The 15,746-nt window shown below is 56.5% G+C and carries 17 protein-coding genes; 15 read left to right on the top strand and 2 right to left on the bottom strand.

Annotated features, from left to right (window positions below):
- Positions 1-3: 3 nt before the first annotated feature.
- The 8 genes from FFI95_RS10295 to FFI95_RS10260 are packed head-to-tail and all read left to right on the top strand — an operon-like array spanning position 4 to position 6,862.
- Positions 4-432: a pilus assembly FimT family protein gene (locus FFI95_RS10295; RefSeq protein ID WP_144822309.1), complete on the top strand. Its 429-nt coding sequence runs from the start codon at positions 4-6 to the stop codon at positions 430-432.
- A gap of 1 nt (position 433) precedes the next feature.
- Complete coding sequence (locus FFI95_RS10290; protein WP_186312002.1) at positions 434-868, top strand: type II secretion system protein; 435 nt, start codon at positions 434-436, stop codon at positions 866-868.
- Positions 852-1,436 carry a PilW family protein gene (locus FFI95_RS10285; protein ID WP_144822307.1) on the top strand — a complete coding sequence of 195 codons (585 nt, stop codon included), beginning with the start codon at positions 852-854 and terminating at the stop codon, positions 1,434-1,436. Before FFI95_RS10290 ends, FFI95_RS10285 begins: the two co-directional genes overlap by 17 nt.
- 32 nt (positions 1,437-1,468) lie before the next feature.
- A complete protein-coding gene (locus FFI95_RS10280; protein WP_186312001.1) occupies positions 1,469-2,542 on the top strand; it encodes a type II secretion system protein GspK in 1,074 nt (357 codons plus the stop codon).
- The gene (locus FFI95_RS10275; RefSeq protein WP_186312000.1) at positions 2,445-3,575 is read left to right on the top strand and encodes a hypothetical protein; all 1,131 of its coding nucleotides are present in this window, start codon (positions 2,445-2,447) and stop codon (positions 3,573-3,575) included. Before FFI95_RS10280 ends, FFI95_RS10275 begins: the two co-directional genes overlap by 98 nt.
- Entirely contained in the window at positions 3,568-4,158 is a 591-nt protein-coding gene (locus tag FFI95_RS10270; RefSeq protein ID WP_144822304.1) for a hypothetical protein, read from the top strand. The genes FFI95_RS10275 and FFI95_RS10270 overlap by 8 nt, the downstream gene beginning before the upstream one ends.
- Positions 4,155-4,664, top strand: coding sequence for a hypothetical protein (locus FFI95_RS10265; protein WP_144822303.1), 510 nt, complete (start codon positions 4,155-4,157; stop codon positions 4,662-4,664). Before FFI95_RS10270 ends, FFI95_RS10265 begins: the two co-directional genes overlap by 4 nt.
- Positions 4,661-6,862: a secretin N-terminal domain-containing protein gene (locus FFI95_RS10260; RefSeq protein ID WP_144822302.1), complete on the top strand. Its 2,202-nt coding sequence runs from the start codon at positions 4,661-4,663 to the stop codon at positions 6,860-6,862. Before FFI95_RS10265 ends, FFI95_RS10260 begins: the two co-directional genes overlap by 4 nt.
- Here the strand turns inward: FFI95_RS10260 and FFI95_RS10255 are convergent.
- On the bottom strand, positions 6,856-7,548 hold the full coding sequence (locus FFI95_RS10255) for a class I SAM-dependent methyltransferase (RefSeq protein ID WP_144822301.1): 693 nt from the start codon (positions 7,546-7,548) through the stop codon (positions 6,856-6,858). The genes FFI95_RS10260 and FFI95_RS10255 overlap by 7 nt on opposite strands.
- 108 nt (positions 7,549-7,656) lie before the next feature.
- Positions 7,657-9,099, bottom strand: coding sequence for a hypothetical protein (locus FFI95_RS10250; RefSeq protein WP_144822300.1), 1,443 nt, complete (start codon positions 9,097-9,099; stop codon positions 7,657-7,659).
- A 390-nt stretch (positions 9,100-9,489) separates the two neighbouring features.
- Between FFI95_RS10250 and FFI95_RS10245 the strand changes: the two genes are divergently transcribed.
- The 7 genes from FFI95_RS10245 (at position 9,490) to rfbD (ending at position 15,743) form a co-directional block, all read left to right on the top strand.
- Positions 9,490-10,266: a sulfotransferase gene (locus FFI95_RS10245; protein WP_186311999.1), complete on the top strand. Its 777-nt coding sequence runs from the start codon at positions 9,490-9,492 to the stop codon at positions 10,264-10,266.
- Between the two features lie 29 nt (positions 10,267-10,295).
- The gene (locus FFI95_RS10240) at positions 10,296-11,336 is read left to right on the top strand and encodes a glycosyltransferase family 2 protein (RefSeq protein ID WP_144822298.1); all 1,041 of its coding nucleotides are present in this window, start codon (positions 10,296-10,298) and stop codon (positions 11,334-11,336) included.
- Positions 11,329-12,102, top strand: a complete 774-nt coding sequence (locus FFI95_RS10235) for an ABC transporter permease (protein ID WP_049756891.1) — start codon at positions 11,329-11,331, stop codon at positions 12,100-12,102. The genes FFI95_RS10240 and FFI95_RS10235 overlap by 8 nt, the downstream gene beginning before the upstream one ends.
- Positions 12,102-12,809, top strand: a complete 708-nt coding sequence (locus FFI95_RS10230; RefSeq protein WP_144822297.1) for an ABC transporter ATP-binding protein — start codon at positions 12,102-12,104, stop codon at positions 12,807-12,809. Before FFI95_RS10235 ends, FFI95_RS10230 begins: the two co-directional genes overlap by 1 nt.
- Positions 12,802-13,671 carry a glycosyltransferase family protein gene (locus FFI95_RS10225; RefSeq protein ID WP_186311998.1) on the top strand — a complete coding sequence of 290 codons (870 nt, stop codon included), beginning with the start codon at positions 12,802-12,804 and terminating at the stop codon, positions 13,669-13,671. The genes FFI95_RS10230 and FFI95_RS10225 overlap by 8 nt, the downstream gene beginning before the upstream one ends.
- 105 nt (positions 13,672-13,776) lie before the next feature.
- Positions 13,777-14,859: a dTDP-glucose 4,6-dehydratase gene (gene rfbB / locus FFI95_RS10220; protein ID WP_144822295.1), complete on the top strand. Its 1,083-nt coding sequence runs from the start codon at positions 13,777-13,779 to the stop codon at positions 14,857-14,859.
- The gene (gene rfbD / locus FFI95_RS10215) at positions 14,856-15,743 is read left to right on the top strand and encodes a dTDP-4-dehydrorhamnose reductase (protein ID WP_144822294.1); all 888 of its coding nucleotides are present in this window, start codon (positions 14,856-14,858) and stop codon (positions 15,741-15,743) included. The genes rfbB and rfbD overlap by 4 nt, the downstream gene beginning before the upstream one ends.
- Positions 15,744-15,746 lie beyond the last annotated feature (3 nt).

The following is a 15,746-nucleotide window of genomic DNA, read 5'->3' as shown; positions in this document are numbered from 1 at the left end:
GCTATGGCCCGTCATCGCAATCAGGGTTTCACCCTGCTGGAATTGATGGTCGTGCTGTTGATTCTCGGGCTTGGCGCGGCCGTTGCCACGCCTGCGTTGGTGCGCTTGGCCGATGCTCTTGCAGAGCGTAACCAGCAAGACCAGGTTGTCATGCTGCTTCAAAACCTCCCGGTTGGTGTCATGAAGCAGGGGGGGGAGTTTTCTCTGCCCTCTACCTCTGGATTTGTGCCCTATCAGGAAGTGTTTCAGGGAGCCCCGGCATCATTGCCTCGGGAGAACGCCGGGTCAATGCGTGTGTGGGTGCCCTCCGAGATAGAATACCGTGCTAATGGAGCCTGCACCGGGGGCGCCATTCACCTTGAGCTTGAAGCCGGAAAGCGTGTTACCTATCAGTTGGCACCGCCATTGTGCAGGCCGCGGATCGAAGCCTGATATGAGACGGTCCAGAGGTTTTGCCTTGCTCGAAGCGCTGGTCGCCCTGGTGATCGTTGCCGGAGTGGGTGCAGCTCTGTTTGCGCTCATTAATACCGGGTTGCAAAATCTTGCGAAAGCTGAAGCGCACGTAGCGACAACCTCCGTTCAGCCTCAGATACTCGCCTGGGTGAAAAGTGCCGACCTGTCAGAACTTCCCGAAAACCATGAGCACTCAAGGGTTTTTCAGACCTCTGCCGGTGAGATAGAGGCGCGCGCAGAGTATCAGCGCTTTCAGGGGCCAACCTTTGCGGTAACCGGTAGCGGCGCGATGGGGATACATCAGGTTGCGCTCTACAATGTGCGTGTCAGCCTTTACCTTGGTAGTCGCAGGTTGGAGGATATTCTTACCCGCCGGGTAGCCAGCAAGCAGGTGTTTGATGAGCCAACACTCTGAACGTGGTATGACCCTCATGGAGTTACTGGTTGCCATGGTCATTGGCAGCCTGGTGATTACCTTGGTGGTTAGGGGGCTCGGGTTAACACTTAATCTGTACGATCGGGTTGCCGATGTGACCTCGTCGATGGACACGCAATTTCGTGAATCCCAGTGGTGGGCCGATTCGCTGGGGAGTCTGGTGCCCTGCACCGATCTGGATCATTGCCTCGTGGGTACCTCAAGCAGCCTCAAGGGTTACAGTCTGGCTCCGGTGTTGGAAACCCCCGGCTTGCGTACAGAGATAACCTGGGAGCTTCAGAGCGCAGCAGGTGCAACGAGGCTAGTCTACAAGGAGCACAACAGCAACGAGCTTGCGATGAGGCTTTCATTGCCGCAAGAGGCCGAGTTCCGTTACCTGGGGCCTGACGGGCGCTGGTCTGAATCCTGGAACACCAATGGTGAAAACGCCCGATTACCGGATGCCATCATCGTGGAAGGTGGAGCAGGGGATACCTGGTTGTATGCAAAGCCTGGAATGCGCCCCTATGGACGGGAAGACTACCGCGATATGTTGGGCATAGAATGAGCATCCTCATTGTTAACAGGCAGCAGGGATTCGTGCTGGCAGTTGTACTCTGGAGTATGGCTGCGCTCACGCTGATTACCGGTGGAATCGTTGCCCGAATCAACAACACCCTGAATCAGGCATATAGCATGCGCGAGTTTGCTCAGCTGGATCAGGACATGATGGCGACTGAACAGACTCTGCTCTACATGTTATCGGCGCGCCCGCACAACCCGGCAGGTGTGGATCTGGCGGCCGGGAGTGTTGAGAGTGATTCTGCTGCCAATCCGTTTGAGAGCGGTGATGCCGATCAGCAATATGGCCCGACCCTCCGCATGGATGGTTCCTGGTATTCAGGGGTAGGGCAGGTTGGGTTTGCTCTCCAGGACGCAGGGGCGAGTTTCAGCCTGCTGGAGCCGAGGCGGGAAAACTGGCTTCGCCTTATGGAACTGCTGGAGGTGTCGCCTACCGAGGCTGATCGCTGGTACGACCAGTTCATGGACTATCAGGATCGGGACAATCTCACCAGGCTCAACGGCGCCGAGGAAGAAGACTACCGTGAGCGTGGTATGGTGCCGCCTTCAAACAGGTTTCCGGTAACGCCTTTTGAAATCCTCAACGTACCCATTGCCCGTGAACATCCGGATATTGCCGATAGAATCATCCGGTCCTCAACCATAGGAACAGGAACCTCATCCAACCTGAATACCTCTCCACCGCTGATGCTGGAGCTTGTTCACTATCTCAGCCGCTCAGAAGCACAAATGGTTACCAGTGAACGTGGCAGCAACGTGTTAAGCTCCCTCTCCCAGGCTTCCGCAGAGTTTGGCGTGCTGTTTCAGGGGGGGGAGTTTGAGTCTCTGTGGCAGCCGTCCGGCAATATCAGAATCATGCTGGGAGACCGTCAAGGCAGACACAAACGGTGGATTGAAGTAAAATTCACGGCCACAGCCAACGGGGCGCCCTGGGTTATTGAATACAGTCATCCAGTGCCCATCAACCAACGCAAGCAGGAGCCCGCTAAAACGAATGCTTTCGGCCTACCCACAACGCCTGAAACAGCGCCTCGCGCCAATGACTGGCCCTATTATTCGGCGTTTTTCCCGGAGCAGCTACCGCTGGACTGACAGAGGGTGCGAACCTCTGGGGGTCTTGCCTGGAATCCCCGGTGGGGCCTGTGTTCTGCCTCGTGAATCCTTATTGTTTGCACGGATAGATCTGGCCAGCGTTCCACCACGACAGCGGCTTGATGCTCTGAAACTGGAGCTGGAACAGAAATCCCCCTTCGACGAACTGGAAGGCTGGGTTGTCTGGCAAGAGGCGCTGGCGTGTGTCTGGTATTGGCCCAGACAAATTGAAGCGGCCGCTCAGGCCAGCCTCAAAGAGGCCGTCGGCCGTCGCCAGTTTCTGGCGGAGCCAGCACTCTGGCCGCGGCTCAGCGCCGGCAGTTACCGATGGGTGAGTGATGGTGAACGGGGCCTTTATCTTCTCCAGTATTGTCATCCTGAAAAAGGGCTCTACGAAAAGCGCTTTGCCAGGCCGGTTTCCTCAGAGGAAGCCGCCGCATGGCTTCGGCGCCATGGGGCTACTGGTGCTGCTGCAGAATCGCCTCGTTCCGAGGGCGTGCCGGCTTTCTCGGCCCCGATGGGGCAAAGCCTGCAACCTCAACCGTCGTCACTGGAGCACAGGGTGTTCCCGGTCAGCGCCGCTCTGCTGGCATTCTTTGCCGTTGCCTATGGCGTAGCTATCATTCGGGCTGATTACCAGGCTCAGATTACGGCCCGGCAAGCCAGCCAGTTGGAACAGCAGATTGACGGTGTGGTTGATCTTCGTCAGAGGGCCGGCACCTTGCGTACTGAGTTTTTGGCACTACAGGCTTATGATTCCGTTCCTCAGGTTCAGGTTGCTGCACGAATTGCCGACATGCTGGATGTTAAAGGCGGGCGGCTCGTGCGCTGGGCCTACCGGGATGGTCGCCTGGAACTTAGCTGGGAGCCGGAAGGGGAACTCCCCGATGCAACCCGATTGATTACCGTACTGGAGGAATCCGGTGCGTTCTCAGAGGTGCAGGCCCAGACTCGTGGAGACAGCCTGGTTGAGCTGAGTTTGCAGGTTGAGCAAAACCTCAATGCCGCCAACGAGGTATCTGGCGATGAATGAACGGTTGAGGCAGGAACTGCTCCAGCAGTGGCAGGATAGCCAGTTGCTCCGCCTGGGCGCCTGGGCCATCGCATTGATTCTTCTTGTGTACCTCCTTCTCTGGCAGGATGACCAACTGGCTCTGAAGCAGCTGGAGTGGCGGCGTGCCCAGGCTAATGTGGCAGAATGGCAGACGCTGGCACAACAAGATTACTGGCCTAACCTCGTGTCTGCACTTGAAAGCCAGCGAGAGCAGGCGCTGGCTATGGCCTGGGCCTACCGTACTACCGGGCTTGCCAAGGCGGCGGTGAGGGAATTTGTGAATGCAACCATCGCCGAAAGCCAGCCGGCGCTTCGGGTACGGAACCTGGAACTTGCCGAGCCACGCCCTGCAACCGGTGGTGTCTACGAAATGCGCGGAAGGTTGACGGCCAGTACCGAAGAAAGTATTGCCCCCTGGGGTTGGATAGCGGCGTTGGAGAGCGCACAGCCGGCGGTTTATATCGATAGTCTGGATATTCGCGTAGGCCGCAAATCCGGGGTTGCCGTGATTCTGGAGTTTCGTGTGCTGGTAGCCGGGCTGGAGCAGGGGGCATCCTCATGATGCGGGCAGTGATCTATGGGGTATTGGCCCTGACGCTGGCAGGCTTGCTGGGCTGGAACCTGGCTGAAACAGAGCCTCCACGCATGGGATTTGATGGTAGCGAGTTGCCTACCTTGCCCGCCACCGACAACCCCGGCTCAGGCCACAATCTGGAGCAGGACCTCGCCGCACTCTATGAGCGGCAAGCGTGGTCTGCCAGAGCCCCCCAGAGCGAAGAATCCGGGCACACTGAACCATCTGAGACGGAAGGGCCTGAGGGGCTTGATCGTTTTCGCCTGCTCGGCATTCTCAGGGTGACGGGCAGTGTACCGGAGGCCCTGCTGCGTGATCAGAACGCAAAAGACAATACCCCGGCCGTTTTCCGTGCGCAGGAAGGCGAGCTCCTGAAAGACTCCGAAGTGACCCTGGCCGCCATTGGCCAGCAACAAATTTCCCTTGAGCAGGCGGGGGAGAGCAAAACATTGTTCCTTTTCCCGCGCCGCCCAATGAATGGAACCAGCGAATGATCATGTTGTTTAAACGCAGTCCCCTGGCTCTGGCCACCTCCCTGGCGCTCGGTTTACTGACCGGTTGCGCTGCCACCTCCGGCGGTCAAGATGATGCCGCCCGTTCACAAGCCGGATTTCAACCCAAAGATCACTTCCGGGTGGAATTGCTGGACAGGCAATTGCCCCAGGGCGAGACCAAAGAGCCTGCAGCGGAAGCCGGCGGGGATAGCGCGCGTGATGTGCCGGACACCGCCATGAAAGCCGAATGGGGGCCCAGTGCCCGGGGGCGGGATACCGGTGCCACCGTGGGCCTGACCTCCGATGACGGCCCAGAGCTGACGGGTGATCCAATATCCCTGGAGCTGAACGATTTGCCCCTGCCGGTGTTTATCAACGAAGTATTCGGTGAAAAACTGGGGCTGTCATTCTCGCTGGCGCCGTCACTGGCCGATAAAACCGACCTTGTTACGCTGCGCCTGAGCACCCCGCTGGAACCTTCCGCCCTGTTCCGAACGGCCCGTTCAGTGTTGGCGGACTATGGCGTGGCCATGGAGCAGAAGGAAGGGCTATGGGTGTTCTCTCCGGCAGAGAACGTTTCAACCCAGGGCGTTCCGCTTCTGGTCTCCGGTGAAGCCTTGCCGGATGTTCCAGCGAGCCACCGGCCGGTATTTCAGGTTATTCCACTTCACGTAGTGGGCAACACGCAAATAAGAAGCGTGGTAAGTTCGCTCTTTAAAGGTGGCAAGCTTGAGATCACTGATGATCCCGTTAGGAATGCAATTATCCTCAAAGGCGATCGACAGACCGTTGCAGAGGCGGCACAAGCGGTCACATTTTTCGATCGTCCGATGCTTCAAGGTAGGAATAGTGTTGTATTGCGGCCTGTCTATCGTGATGTGGGGAGCCTTGCAGCAGCACTTCAGGATATTCTTGCTGCCGAAGGATTTGCCGTAGGTCGTCCAGGAGGGACAGGGGTGAGCATGAGTATTTTGCCGTTACCGGAGCTGGGCTCAATCGTTGTTCTGGGCCGAAGTCGAGAAATTCTCTCACACGCCCGCCAATGGGCGGAGAAGCTGGATCAGGACTTTCAGAGGGAGATCGAATCCGGCATGTTTACCTATGAGGTGCAGAATACCAGCGCGGAAGAACTGGCATCTTTGTTGTCGCAGCTCTATGGGGGGAGTGAACTCAGTGGAAGTAGTCGTAGTCGCTCTGGGGAGAGTAACACGGGGGGCGACAATAGCTCTGAGCAAGGAGGGTCAACTAATGAGCGAAAGGTCACTGGGAGCGGTTCTACAGCTGAGGTTGCTGGCGGTAGACTAGTTGTAGATAAAAATCGCAACGTATTGATTTTCAGAGGGAGCGGCGCAGACTGGTTGAAATTAAGGGACATTGCTGTAGAACTCGACAAACAGGTTCCGTCGGTACTGATGGAAGTAGTGCTGGCCGAAGTGACTCTCAACGATAACCAGGGGATGGGCGTAGAATGGCTGGCCCGCAACAGCGTGGGCGATCTTTCCGGTACGCTGGAGACCCTCGGTGGCCTTGGTATTGGTGGGCGAGGGTTCAGCTATACTTTGAACAGTGCTGGCCAGACCCGCGCGGTACTCAACGCGTTCTACGATTCCAATCAGGCCGTTATCCGGTCGTCACCCAAAATCATGGTGAAGAGTGGCGAGACTGCCACCATTGAGGTAGGTAACGAGATTCCGGTGCTTACCTCCACACGGCAGAGCGATACCCAGACCGATGGCGATACCGATGTTCTGCAGCAGTTCCAGTACCGGAAAACCGGTGTGGACCTCACGGTGGAACCGATCGTTCAGGCCAGCGGGCTGGTGGACATCCGAATCCGCCAGAGCCTGAGTGAAACCCAGGACACCAGTGGTGGTGACAGTTTCCTGCCCACCATTCTTAATCGCGCTGTGGAAACTTCCCTTACCCTGAGAGACGGTGGCTCGGTAGTCCTTGGCGGACTGATCTCCAAAACCAACAGCCAGGGCGAACAGGGTGTGCCCTGGCTTGGAAAGCTACCGTTGCTCGGGCCTCTGTTCCGTACAGACTCTGACAGCACCTCCACCACTGAGTTGATGGTGATGGTGGTGCCCTATGTGGTGCGCAACGATGAAGAAGCCCGCAACGTCTCTGAGCTGTTGCGGGAGCGTATTCAGAATTCCAGCACGGAAACCTGGGAAAGCACCAAAATGTTTCAGTGACCGGGGCGGGGCTTTCTCATTTTCTGGAAGGCCCTGTTGAAGGAAAGGCCGGTGTCGTCAACCCAGTCGATCATGGCCTGCGAGCGGGTCAGCATGGCCCAGCGCTGGATAGGGTGGGGCCAGGCCAGGGGCTTGAACATCAGCCCCGCTTCGCTCACGAGCCCCTGAAAGCTGTCTTCGGTAAATCGCACCAGCCCGGGATAAAGCCAGCCGGCTTCCCCGGAATTTTCTTGCCCGGCAACCCAGGTGGCAATGATAGCGCCATCATCTGCCAGATGGGGGGGCAGCTCTTTTAGCCAATGCCGAACCAGATCTTCCCCGCAATGGGAGAAGATGGATTGCAGCAGCATAAAGTCAAACCGTTCGTTGGTATCCAGTTCCTGGCAGTCGGTGCGGTAGGAAAACCGTGCCCCTTTCAGAGTAATCGCATCCTTCCCAAGTTCCTTCTCAGCACCTTCTTGCACCAGCCACTCGTTCGGTTCGATACCCACGTAACCGCCGTGTCGCAGGTAGGGGATCAACAGGCGCCCGTTTCTGAGCGATCCGCAACCCACATCCAGCACCCGGTGGTGGTCCCTCAGGCCAAGCGTGGTCAGCAGATTGAACACGGTGGCGGCAATCAGGTCGTAGTTGTCTGGGTCGCCCACGTAAGCGCGGTAGTGCGGGTCTCCGGGTTTCATGGTCATATAAAGGCTCGTGCTGTCTATCGATAGGTAAGGCGCCAAAGTCTACCGGAGCACAAAAAAAAAGGCACCCCGAAGGGTGCCTTTCTCACAACGTGTCTTCAGATCAAATTACTTGGTCTGGAAGAAGGAGTTGTTGTCGCGGCTCACAGTTACACCTTGGATGTAAATGCCGTCTGCGCGACGATCTGTCAGAGTAGCAGTGTTGGCATCAACTGCGTCATCGCCGAACTCGCCGCGTACTTCTACGCGTAGCTTGTTACGGTTTGTCAGGCCTCGGCCCTCAGTCAATCCAAAGTTGCTATTCTCTAATTGAGCAGCTGAGTAGAGCTCGTTGATGTCAATCAGGCGAGTGCTACCGCGGGCTTCGAGCACAGCAGGAATGCCGTCGAGTTGATCAATGCCGAAGGTTACCGTCTGTCCAGCGTCGTTGATAACCGTTACTGTGACTGCACCCGGAGTACCGCTCGGGTTCGTGATGCGAGCGTATTGTTTAAACGCGCCATCCGGCGTCAGGGCAAAGTCCAAGCGATCAGTTGAACCACTGTACAGAATGCTGCCGCAAGAGGCGGAAACATTGCCTACAGAGAATACGTCACCGGAAGCTTCTGGGACAGATACCGTGAAGCTTGTTGGTACCATCTCTGTTGTACCGTCGTTAGTAACAGTGAGGTCATCTACAACTGCGTCGTCAGCAAGGCCGGTGAAGGTTGCTGAATCGAACTCTGCGGCAACAGAGCTAGCTGCTGTGCCGCCGATTGCGATGTTGGGAGCGCCATTACCGTCGTCTGCGAATGCTTCCAAAGAACCATCAACAGTGACAACAACATCATTACCGTTGAAGTAGTCAGTAGCAGCAACTGCAGTGCCGTCTGCCAAGTGAACGGCTGTGTCAACATCGAAAACAACGCCGGCAACAATTTCGGTGCTGATATTGTTGTTCAGCCACCTTTCTGGATCCACTACATCGATGCGATCCGGAGTTCCAACATTACACTCAGCCACTACGCCAGGGGCAAAGTCAAACCAAGTACTGGTGATGTCTTTGTACTGAAGAGCGGTGTCTTCTTTGATTGCAGCAGGACCGGAATCAAACAGACGGTAACGAAGCTGGCCACCGTTGTAGTTTTCGGTGGTTACACCATTGGCCGGCTCAAAAACGATTTCCTGATCGAAGTCAACCTCAACCGCTGCTTGGATTTCGTAAATGACGAAATCGGTATCAACCTGGGAAACACCTACGGTGTAATCTGTCTCAGAGACAAGGTCGGTGAGTGTCAGGTCAGAGGCACGAGGCGCTGCTTCAAATTCTGCATTTGAGATATCAATCCGAACGTACTTGGACTGACCCTGAGAAATGGAGAAGCCGAGCTCTGTTTTGGCTTCCAGAACGCCACCGGTACCGCTCTTCAGCACCAAGCCGGCTGCAGTGACGTCGATTTCCTGAGCGTACGATTTCAGCTCAGCATTTGTGTCCAGGTTTACGGCAGATGCAGTCCCAGAGACTCCCATTGCAGCAGCGATCGCTGAGCTCAAAAGGATCTTTTTATACATGAGAAACGTTCCTATAAGTTTCCAAGTTTTAATGACCTTGTCGACAAGGTTTTCCTGAATTCACGGAACCCGGCACACGCGGATATCCCGCCGCAGGTGCCGGAATTCACGTGTCGATGGTAGGTACAGTGTGTTGGGTTGTCAACTAGCAAGCGCATTACGAAACAAAATTTCAGTTGGATTTCGGGAAGTTACAAAAGTATACACAAAACTGATTAAAAAACGCCTGATTTGATCAAAAGTTGGTCAGATTTCGGGTATCGGGTGGCGGTTTTGTAACCTGTGGCGCTTGCGTTCGGCACGGGCTGGGTAAATAAGGTAATATCTCGCCGCTTTATTGGTGGTGGCCCTTGGATGGGTGGTTCAGTTTCAGGCTGGTCGGAGGTTGAGTTGAGTATAAAGGAAGCGGGTATCAAGCCCCCGGTTATTATTCTGGGTATGCATCGAAGTGGTACCAGCTGTCTTACAGGTTCCCTTCAGCAGGCGGGCCTGGCGTTGGGGGATGTTCATACGGCGAATCCCTTCAATAAGAAAGGCAATCGGGAGCATCCTGATTTGATGGTCCTGCATGAGTCCCTGTTGGAAAGCAATGGGGGTAGCTGGCACCAGCCCCCGAAAGACGTGGTGTGGTCTGCCGACTATATAAAGAAGCGGGATCAGTTTTGTGAGCAGTTTGTCGGGGCCGGGGACTGGGGGTTTAAAGACCCAAGAGCCCTGTTGGCACTGGACGGCTGGCTGGCCCGGTTTCCGGATGCGAGACTGGTAGGTACCATTCGCCATCCCCTGTCGGTAGCCCGCTCCCTCCACCGCCGGGATCCCTCTCTACATACCCTTGAGGAGTACATGCAGGTATGGGCAGAGTATAACCGGCGCCTGCTGGCCGCGTGGCGTGTGCGGCCGTTTCCTGTGGTGGATTTTGATCAGCCAGACCCGGTGTACATGGCCTCGTTACAGCGGGTGCTGCCGGCCCTTGGTTTGCGGGAAGGGCTGGTTAGCCTGGTTCGTCGTTTTGGCTTGGTGAAAGGATTGCGTCTTGCGCTGGGTGGTGAAAGCGAGCCGTTTTTTGATCCGGATTTGCGCACCCACCGGCTGGAATCGCTGGATGGTTTGCCGGCGGAGATTGCAGAGCTGTATCTGGAGCTCAAGCAGATGGCATCGGCCTGGTAATAACGTTTTGTGAAAACGGAGAGTGAACTATGTTGCGAAACTGGATAGCACGGCGCCGGGCGGCCGATTCGGGCAAGCCTCTGATCTCCTTTGTGGTGATTGCCTATAACATGCAGCGTGAGGTGCCCCGCACCGTGGAATCCCTGTCGCGTCGTTACCAGCAGGGGTCTGAAGGCATTGATTACGAGGTGATAGTTGTTGATAACGGCTCGCCCGAACCACTGGATCTGTCGGCGGTGGGCGATGTGGGCGTTCCCCTTACGCTGATTCGCCGTGACAATGCCCGGGTTTCACCTGCCGATGCCATCAATATTGGCGTGGCCCGTTCCCGGGGCGACTATGTTGCGGTCATGATTGATGGGGCTCGTATGCTTAGCCCCGGCGTGGTGCAGGGTGCGGCGAAGGCGATTGGTCTTGCCCAGCAGCCCGTTGTGGCTGTGTTGGGCTTGCATCTGGGCCCGGCGCACCAGCGGGTTACGGTTGAGCAGGGGTACAGCAAGCTGGTGGAAGATCGGTTGCTGGATTCCATTCAGTGGCCCGCCCATGGTTACAAGCTGTTCGAGATTTCGGCCTGGGGAGGTTCCTGTGCCGCCGGTTGGCTGGGTATTGCTGCTGAAAGTAACTGCATTTGTGTATCCCGTAGCTTCTATGACGAGCTTGGGGGCTACGACGAGGGCTTTGAAATGCCCGGGGGCGGACTGGTTAATCTGGATTTTTACAAGCGGGCCGTTGAGCACCCGGGTTCCACGCTGATTTATCTGGCGGGTGAAGGCTGTTTTCATCAGCTCCATGGTGGTGTAACCACGGATAAACGCCAGCAGGGGCATTCGTTCGAAGAGCTGAACGAAGAATACTCGAGGCTTCGTGGTGAAGGGTTCACGGCTCCCATGGTCCAGCCCGTGCTTTATGGCAGGCTGAATCCCATGCATGCTCCGGCACTTTTGAACGCGTGCCAGAAGGTTCTTGATACCCATCCGCTTACAACCGTGGGTGAGCGTTGTGCTCCGTTTCTTGCAGGCGAAGCCGGAGAAAATGGTGGCGATGTGGCGCCGGAGGGCAGTGGTGAATAGAGCGGCTAACTGGTTTGATATTGTCTGGCTGAGGGCGGCGGCGGAGCTGCACCGGGATGTTACGCGCACCTATCTGGGTATTCTTTGGTGGATTATTGAGCCTTTGCTCTACATGACAGCCTTTTATCTGATTTTTGCCATGGGGATTCGTGGCGGTGAAGGTGGCGAAGGCTATGTGGGTTTCTTGCTGGCTGGGTTGGTGGTTTGGAAATGGTTCTCCACAACCGTGATTCAGGGGAGCGCCGCTCTGCTGGCTAACCGCGGGCTGATGCAGCAGGTGTATTTGCCAAAGGTGTTGTTGCCATTGATTCCAGTAACAGCCAATACACTGAAGTTTGGTCTGGTGCTGTTGCTGTTGCTGGGCTATGTGTGGGTGTTTCAGCGCACCCCGGGCTGGGACTGGCTTGCACTGGCGCCGGTGCTGGCGGCGGCGCTACTATTGGTGGCTGGTTGTACGTTGTTTGCCGCCGCATTGGTACCTTTTGCGGAAGACCTTCGCATGCTGATCAATAACGGCATGCTGCTGCTGATGTTTCTCTCTGGTGTGTTTTTCAATGTGGCTGAATTCCCGGAAGCGGTTCGCGGCTGGTTTTACCTGAACCCGCTGGTTGGCTTGCTGGAGGCGGTGAGGGCCGTTCTTTTGGAGCCGGGGCTGCCGAACTGGGTCCATGTTGCTTATGCTGCGGGCTTTGGTGGTGTGCTCTGCAGCCTGGGGGTGTTTTTTCTGGTTCGGTTTGATCGGGTATACCCGAAGCGGGTGGCGTAATGAAGGTATCTGACGATTGCCTGCTGCAGGTTTCTTCTGCCGGAGTGGCCTATCCGGCCGGCGGAGTTTTTTCCCGGCACAAACACTGGGCGCTGGAAGATGTGAGTTTTGATCTGGCAGACGGTGAGGTTGTAGGTGTTATCGGTCGCAATGGTGCGGGCAAAAGTACCTTGCTGAAGTTGCTTGCCGGCATTATTCGGCCAGACAGGGGCACGGTCTGGCACAAGCCCGGAGTGCGTGCTTCGCTTTTGGCCCTGCAGGTCGGATTTTTACCCGAGCTGACAGGCGAGGAGAATGCCGTGCTTAGTTGCGTGCTGCTGGGTATGACCCGCAAAGCCGCCCGCCAGAAACTGGAGGCTATTGCCGAGTTTGCGGAAATTGGCACCGCTATGGCTGACCCGCTCTCAACCTATTCGGCGGGCATGCGGGCCCGGCTTGGTTTTGGGGTGGCTCTGGCGGCCAGCCCGGATGTGTTGCTGGTGGACGAGGTTCTGGGCGTTGGTGATGCACCTTTCCGCAAGAAATCTGCGGCTATGTTGAGGGAGCGCATGGAAGGGGGGCAATCGGCGATTGTGGTTTCCCACAGTGTGAATACGCTTCGTAATCTTTGTAGCAAGCTGGTGGTAATTGATAAAGGGCGCAGTGTGCTCTGTGGTCCGATTGCTGAAGTGCTTCCCCGCTATGAGGCAATGGTGGCCAATGGCTGATCTGATGTGCAGGCGTTTAGCCATCTCGCTGGTGGTGCACGAGTGGCGGGAAGCAGATATCTATCCTGCGCTGGAAAGCCTGGCCGCAAGCCTGGGGCAGGCTGTGGACGCTGGCTTGCTGGAGTCGGCGAGTCTGTTTGTGGTCTACAACGGCAGGCAGGGCCAGCCGGAAGGCAGAAGGGGGCGGGAATTGGCGGAATTTTTCCCGTTTCCGGTAGAGGTGCTGCCTACTCGGCCGAATCAGGGGTATGGCAGGGCGAACAATGTACTGCTTCATAGCCTTTCGCCCGCTGATTTTGATGCTGTTCTGGTCATGAATCCGGATGTGGTTATAGAGCGAGAGGCGTTGTCGCGCCTCCTCTGGCGGTTGTCTGGGGATCCATCCTGCGGACTGGTGGTGCCCCGGTTATTGGACCCGGCCAGCGGGCGGGATGTTCATGGGTGTAAACGCTATCCCTCGGTTGCGGTGCTGGCGGTTCGTCAGTTCCGGTTTTTACAGCGTTTTGGTTTTCTGCTTCGGCTGAACGATCGTTATGAATACCGGGACTGGCAACCGGACTGGGTGCACCGGGGCGTGGAGTTGTGCAGTGGCTGCTTCATGTTAGCCAGCTTGCGATTCTGGCGGGATGTCGGTGGCTTCGACAGCCGCTATTTTATGTATTTTGAGGATTTTGATGTCTCGCTGCGGGGTTCAAAGCGTGGTTGGGTGCATGTCTACGAACCTGCGGCCGTTGTCAGGCACTCCGGCGGGGGCGCCGCGCGAAAGCCGATGATTCACCGGTGGTGGTTTGTGCAGTCCGCCTTTCGATTTTTTATGAACCATGGCTGGCGTTTATGGCGGGTGGGGAGGAAGCGGGACTGACAGGTTACATTTCCGCAATCGGTACCACCTGAGTCCATTGTGACAACTGGAGTGTTATCTGGGATAATCCGCGGCTTTCACACTGGTTCACGGGGATGATTGCGGATGATTTTGGTAACAGGTGGCTGTGGGTTTATTGGTTCGAACTTTATCCGCCTTTGGCTGGCCGAAACCGATGAGCCAATTGTCAATGTGGATGCTCTGACGTATGCCGGTAACGCGGAAAACCTGGCAGATATCCAGCAATCCGAGCGATATTTTTTCGAACAGATTGACATTCGTGATGCCGCTGCCGTTGCCGGAGTGCTGGAGCGCTATCATCCACGAGCAATATTACATTTTGCCGCTGAGAGCCATGTAGACCGATCCATTAAGGAGCCTGAGGCGTTCCTGCAAACCAACGTGATGGGTACGTTCAATCTCCTGAATTCCGCCCTTGGTATCTGGAATCAGAGTGGTCAGTCTGAGCGATTCCGTTTTCTGCATGTATCTACGGATGAAGTATACGGCTCACTAGGCCGAACAGATCCAGCTTTTTCAGAAAAACATCCATACCAACCCAATAGCCCTTATTCCGCGTCCAAGGCGGCTTCGGATCACCTGGTCCGGGCCTGGTACCATACCTATGGGTTACCTGTACTGACCACAAACTGTTCCAACAATTACGGCCCGTATCAGTTCCCGGAGAAGCTTATTCCGCTGATGATTGAGCGGGCGCTGGCGGGCGAGACGCTGCCGGTTTACGGCGACGGCAGTAATGTTCGGGACTGGCTTTACGTTGAGGACCATTGCCGGGCAATCATGACCGTGCTCGATAGGGGTGAGCCAGGCGAAACCTACAACATTGGCGGTAATGAGGAGCGCACCAACCTGGAGGTGGTGGATGCGCTAACCAATGTGCTGCAGATTCTAAGGCCCCGCAGTGGTGGGTATCGCGAGTTGGTGCGATTTGTCGATGACCGCCCGGGCCATGACAAGCGTTATGCCATTAACGCGACCCACATTGCAGATACACTGGGTTGGCGGCCAGAGGTCGATTTTCGTGAAGGCCTGATTCGTACGGTTGAATGGTATCTGGAAAACCGCCAGTGGGTGGAGCATGTGAAATCCGGAGAATATCGCAACTGGCTGGAGCATCAGTATCGCGCTGATTCTTCTCCTTCAGGTGATGATGAGGGGGCTGCATGAAAATTCTGGTAACAGGCAGCGACGGCCAGGTTGGCCATGAGCTTTTGAAAACTCTGGCACCGTTGGGGCAGGTGATTGGGGTTACGCGCAAGGACGCAGACCTTGCCAGTGAAAAAGAGGTGGCTGCACTACTGGGCCGCCACAATCCAGATGTGGTGGTAAACCCGGCTGCTTACACCGCGGTAGACAAGGCTGAGACGGAGCAGGATGCCGCCTACGCCCTGAATGAACGTGCGCCGGAGTTGATGGCAGCCTGGTGCCATGCCCAGAACCGTCTGCTTGTGCACTATTCCACGGATTACGTGTACCCGGGCACGGGCGACGCCGCCCAAACGGAAACCACGCCAACGGGGCCGGCCTCTGTTTATGGTAAATCCAAACTGGCCGGGGATGAGGCGGTATTGCGCGAGGCGCCAGAGGCCCTGATTTTCCGGACATCCTGGGTCTATGGTGCCCGGGGGCGCAATTTTATGCTGACCATGCTGAAGCTTGCCGCCGAGAAGTCGCGGTTGACGGTGGTCGCCGACCAGGTTGGCGCTCCTACCCCTGCGTGGCTGATCGCTCAGGTGACGGCGATAGCCGTTCGGGAGAGGCTTGCAGGCAGAGCAGACATTTCTGGTGTTTTTCACCTGACTTGCCGTGGTGCGGCAAGCTGGTGTGATTTTGCCAGGGAAATCGTGGCCCGTGCACGTTCGGCGGGTCGTACTCTGGCGATGGATGAAAACCAGGTGTACCCCATTCCCACCACGGATTATCCGGCGCCCGCGCCTCGCCCCGCGAATTCGCGCCTGGATGTGAGCCGGCTGGAGCAGGCTCTGGGCTTGACGCTGCCCCAGTGGCAATCGGCTTTGTCTATTACACTCGCAGATCTCAGGGAGGAGTGAGCT

The sequence above is a fragment of the Marinobacter piscis genome (assembly GCF_007671655.1).
Lineage (GTDB): Bacteria > Pseudomonadota > Gammaproteobacteria > Pseudomonadales > Oleiphilaceae > Marinobacter > Marinobacter piscensis.
Note: the sequence above shows the minus strand (reverse complement) of the source record. Positions and strands in the feature narration are given on the sequence as shown.

Coding starts and splice junctions, on each gene's coding strand:
- FFI95_RS10230 (WP_144822297.1), top strand. CDS start 12,102: ATGAAGGTATCTGACGATTGCCTGCTGCAGGTTTCTTCTGCCGGAGTG.
- FFI95_RS10295 (WP_144822309.1), top strand. CDS start 4: ATGGCCCGTCATCGCAATCAGGGTTTCACCCTGCTGGAATTGATGGTC.
- FFI95_RS10225 (WP_186311998.1), top strand. CDS start 12,802: ATGGCTGATCTGATGTGCAGGCGTTTAGCCATCTCGCTGGTGGTGCAC.
- FFI95_RS10260 (WP_144822302.1), top strand. CDS start 4,661: ATGATCATGTTGTTTAAACGCAGTCCCCTGGCTCTGGCCACCTCCCTG.
- FFI95_RS10255 (WP_144822301.1), bottom strand. CDS start 7,548: ATGACCATGAAACCCGGAGACCCGCACTACCGCGCTTACGTGGGCGAC.
- FFI95_RS10270 (WP_144822304.1), top strand. CDS start 3,568: ATGAATGAACGGTTGAGGCAGGAACTGCTCCAGCAGTGGCAGGATAGC.
- FFI95_RS10240 (WP_144822298.1), top strand. CDS start 10,296: ATGTTGCGAAACTGGATAGCACGGCGCCGGGCGGCCGATTCGGGCAAG.
- FFI95_RS10285 (WP_144822307.1), top strand. CDS start 852: ATGAGCCAACACTCTGAACGTGGTATGACCCTCATGGAGTTACTGGTT.
- rfbB (WP_144822295.1), top strand. CDS start 13,777: ATGATTTTGGTAACAGGTGGCTGTGGGTTTATTGGTTCGAACTTTATC.
- FFI95_RS10275 (WP_186312000.1), top strand. CDS start 2,445: ATGCTTTCGGCCTACCCACAACGCCTGAAACAGCGCCTCGCGCCAATG.
- FFI95_RS10250 (WP_144822300.1), bottom strand. CDS start 9,099: ATGTATAAAAAGATCCTTTTGAGCTCAGCGATCGCTGCTGCAATGGGA.
- FFI95_RS10290 (WP_186312002.1), top strand. CDS start 434: ATGAGACGGTCCAGAGGTTTTGCCTTGCTCGAAGCGCTGGTCGCCCTG.
- rfbD (WP_144822294.1), top strand. CDS start 14,856: ATGAAAATTCTGGTAACAGGCAGCGACGGCCAGGTTGGCCATGAGCTT.
- FFI95_RS10265 (WP_144822303.1), top strand. CDS start 4,155: ATGATGCGGGCAGTGATCTATGGGGTATTGGCCCTGACGCTGGCAGGC.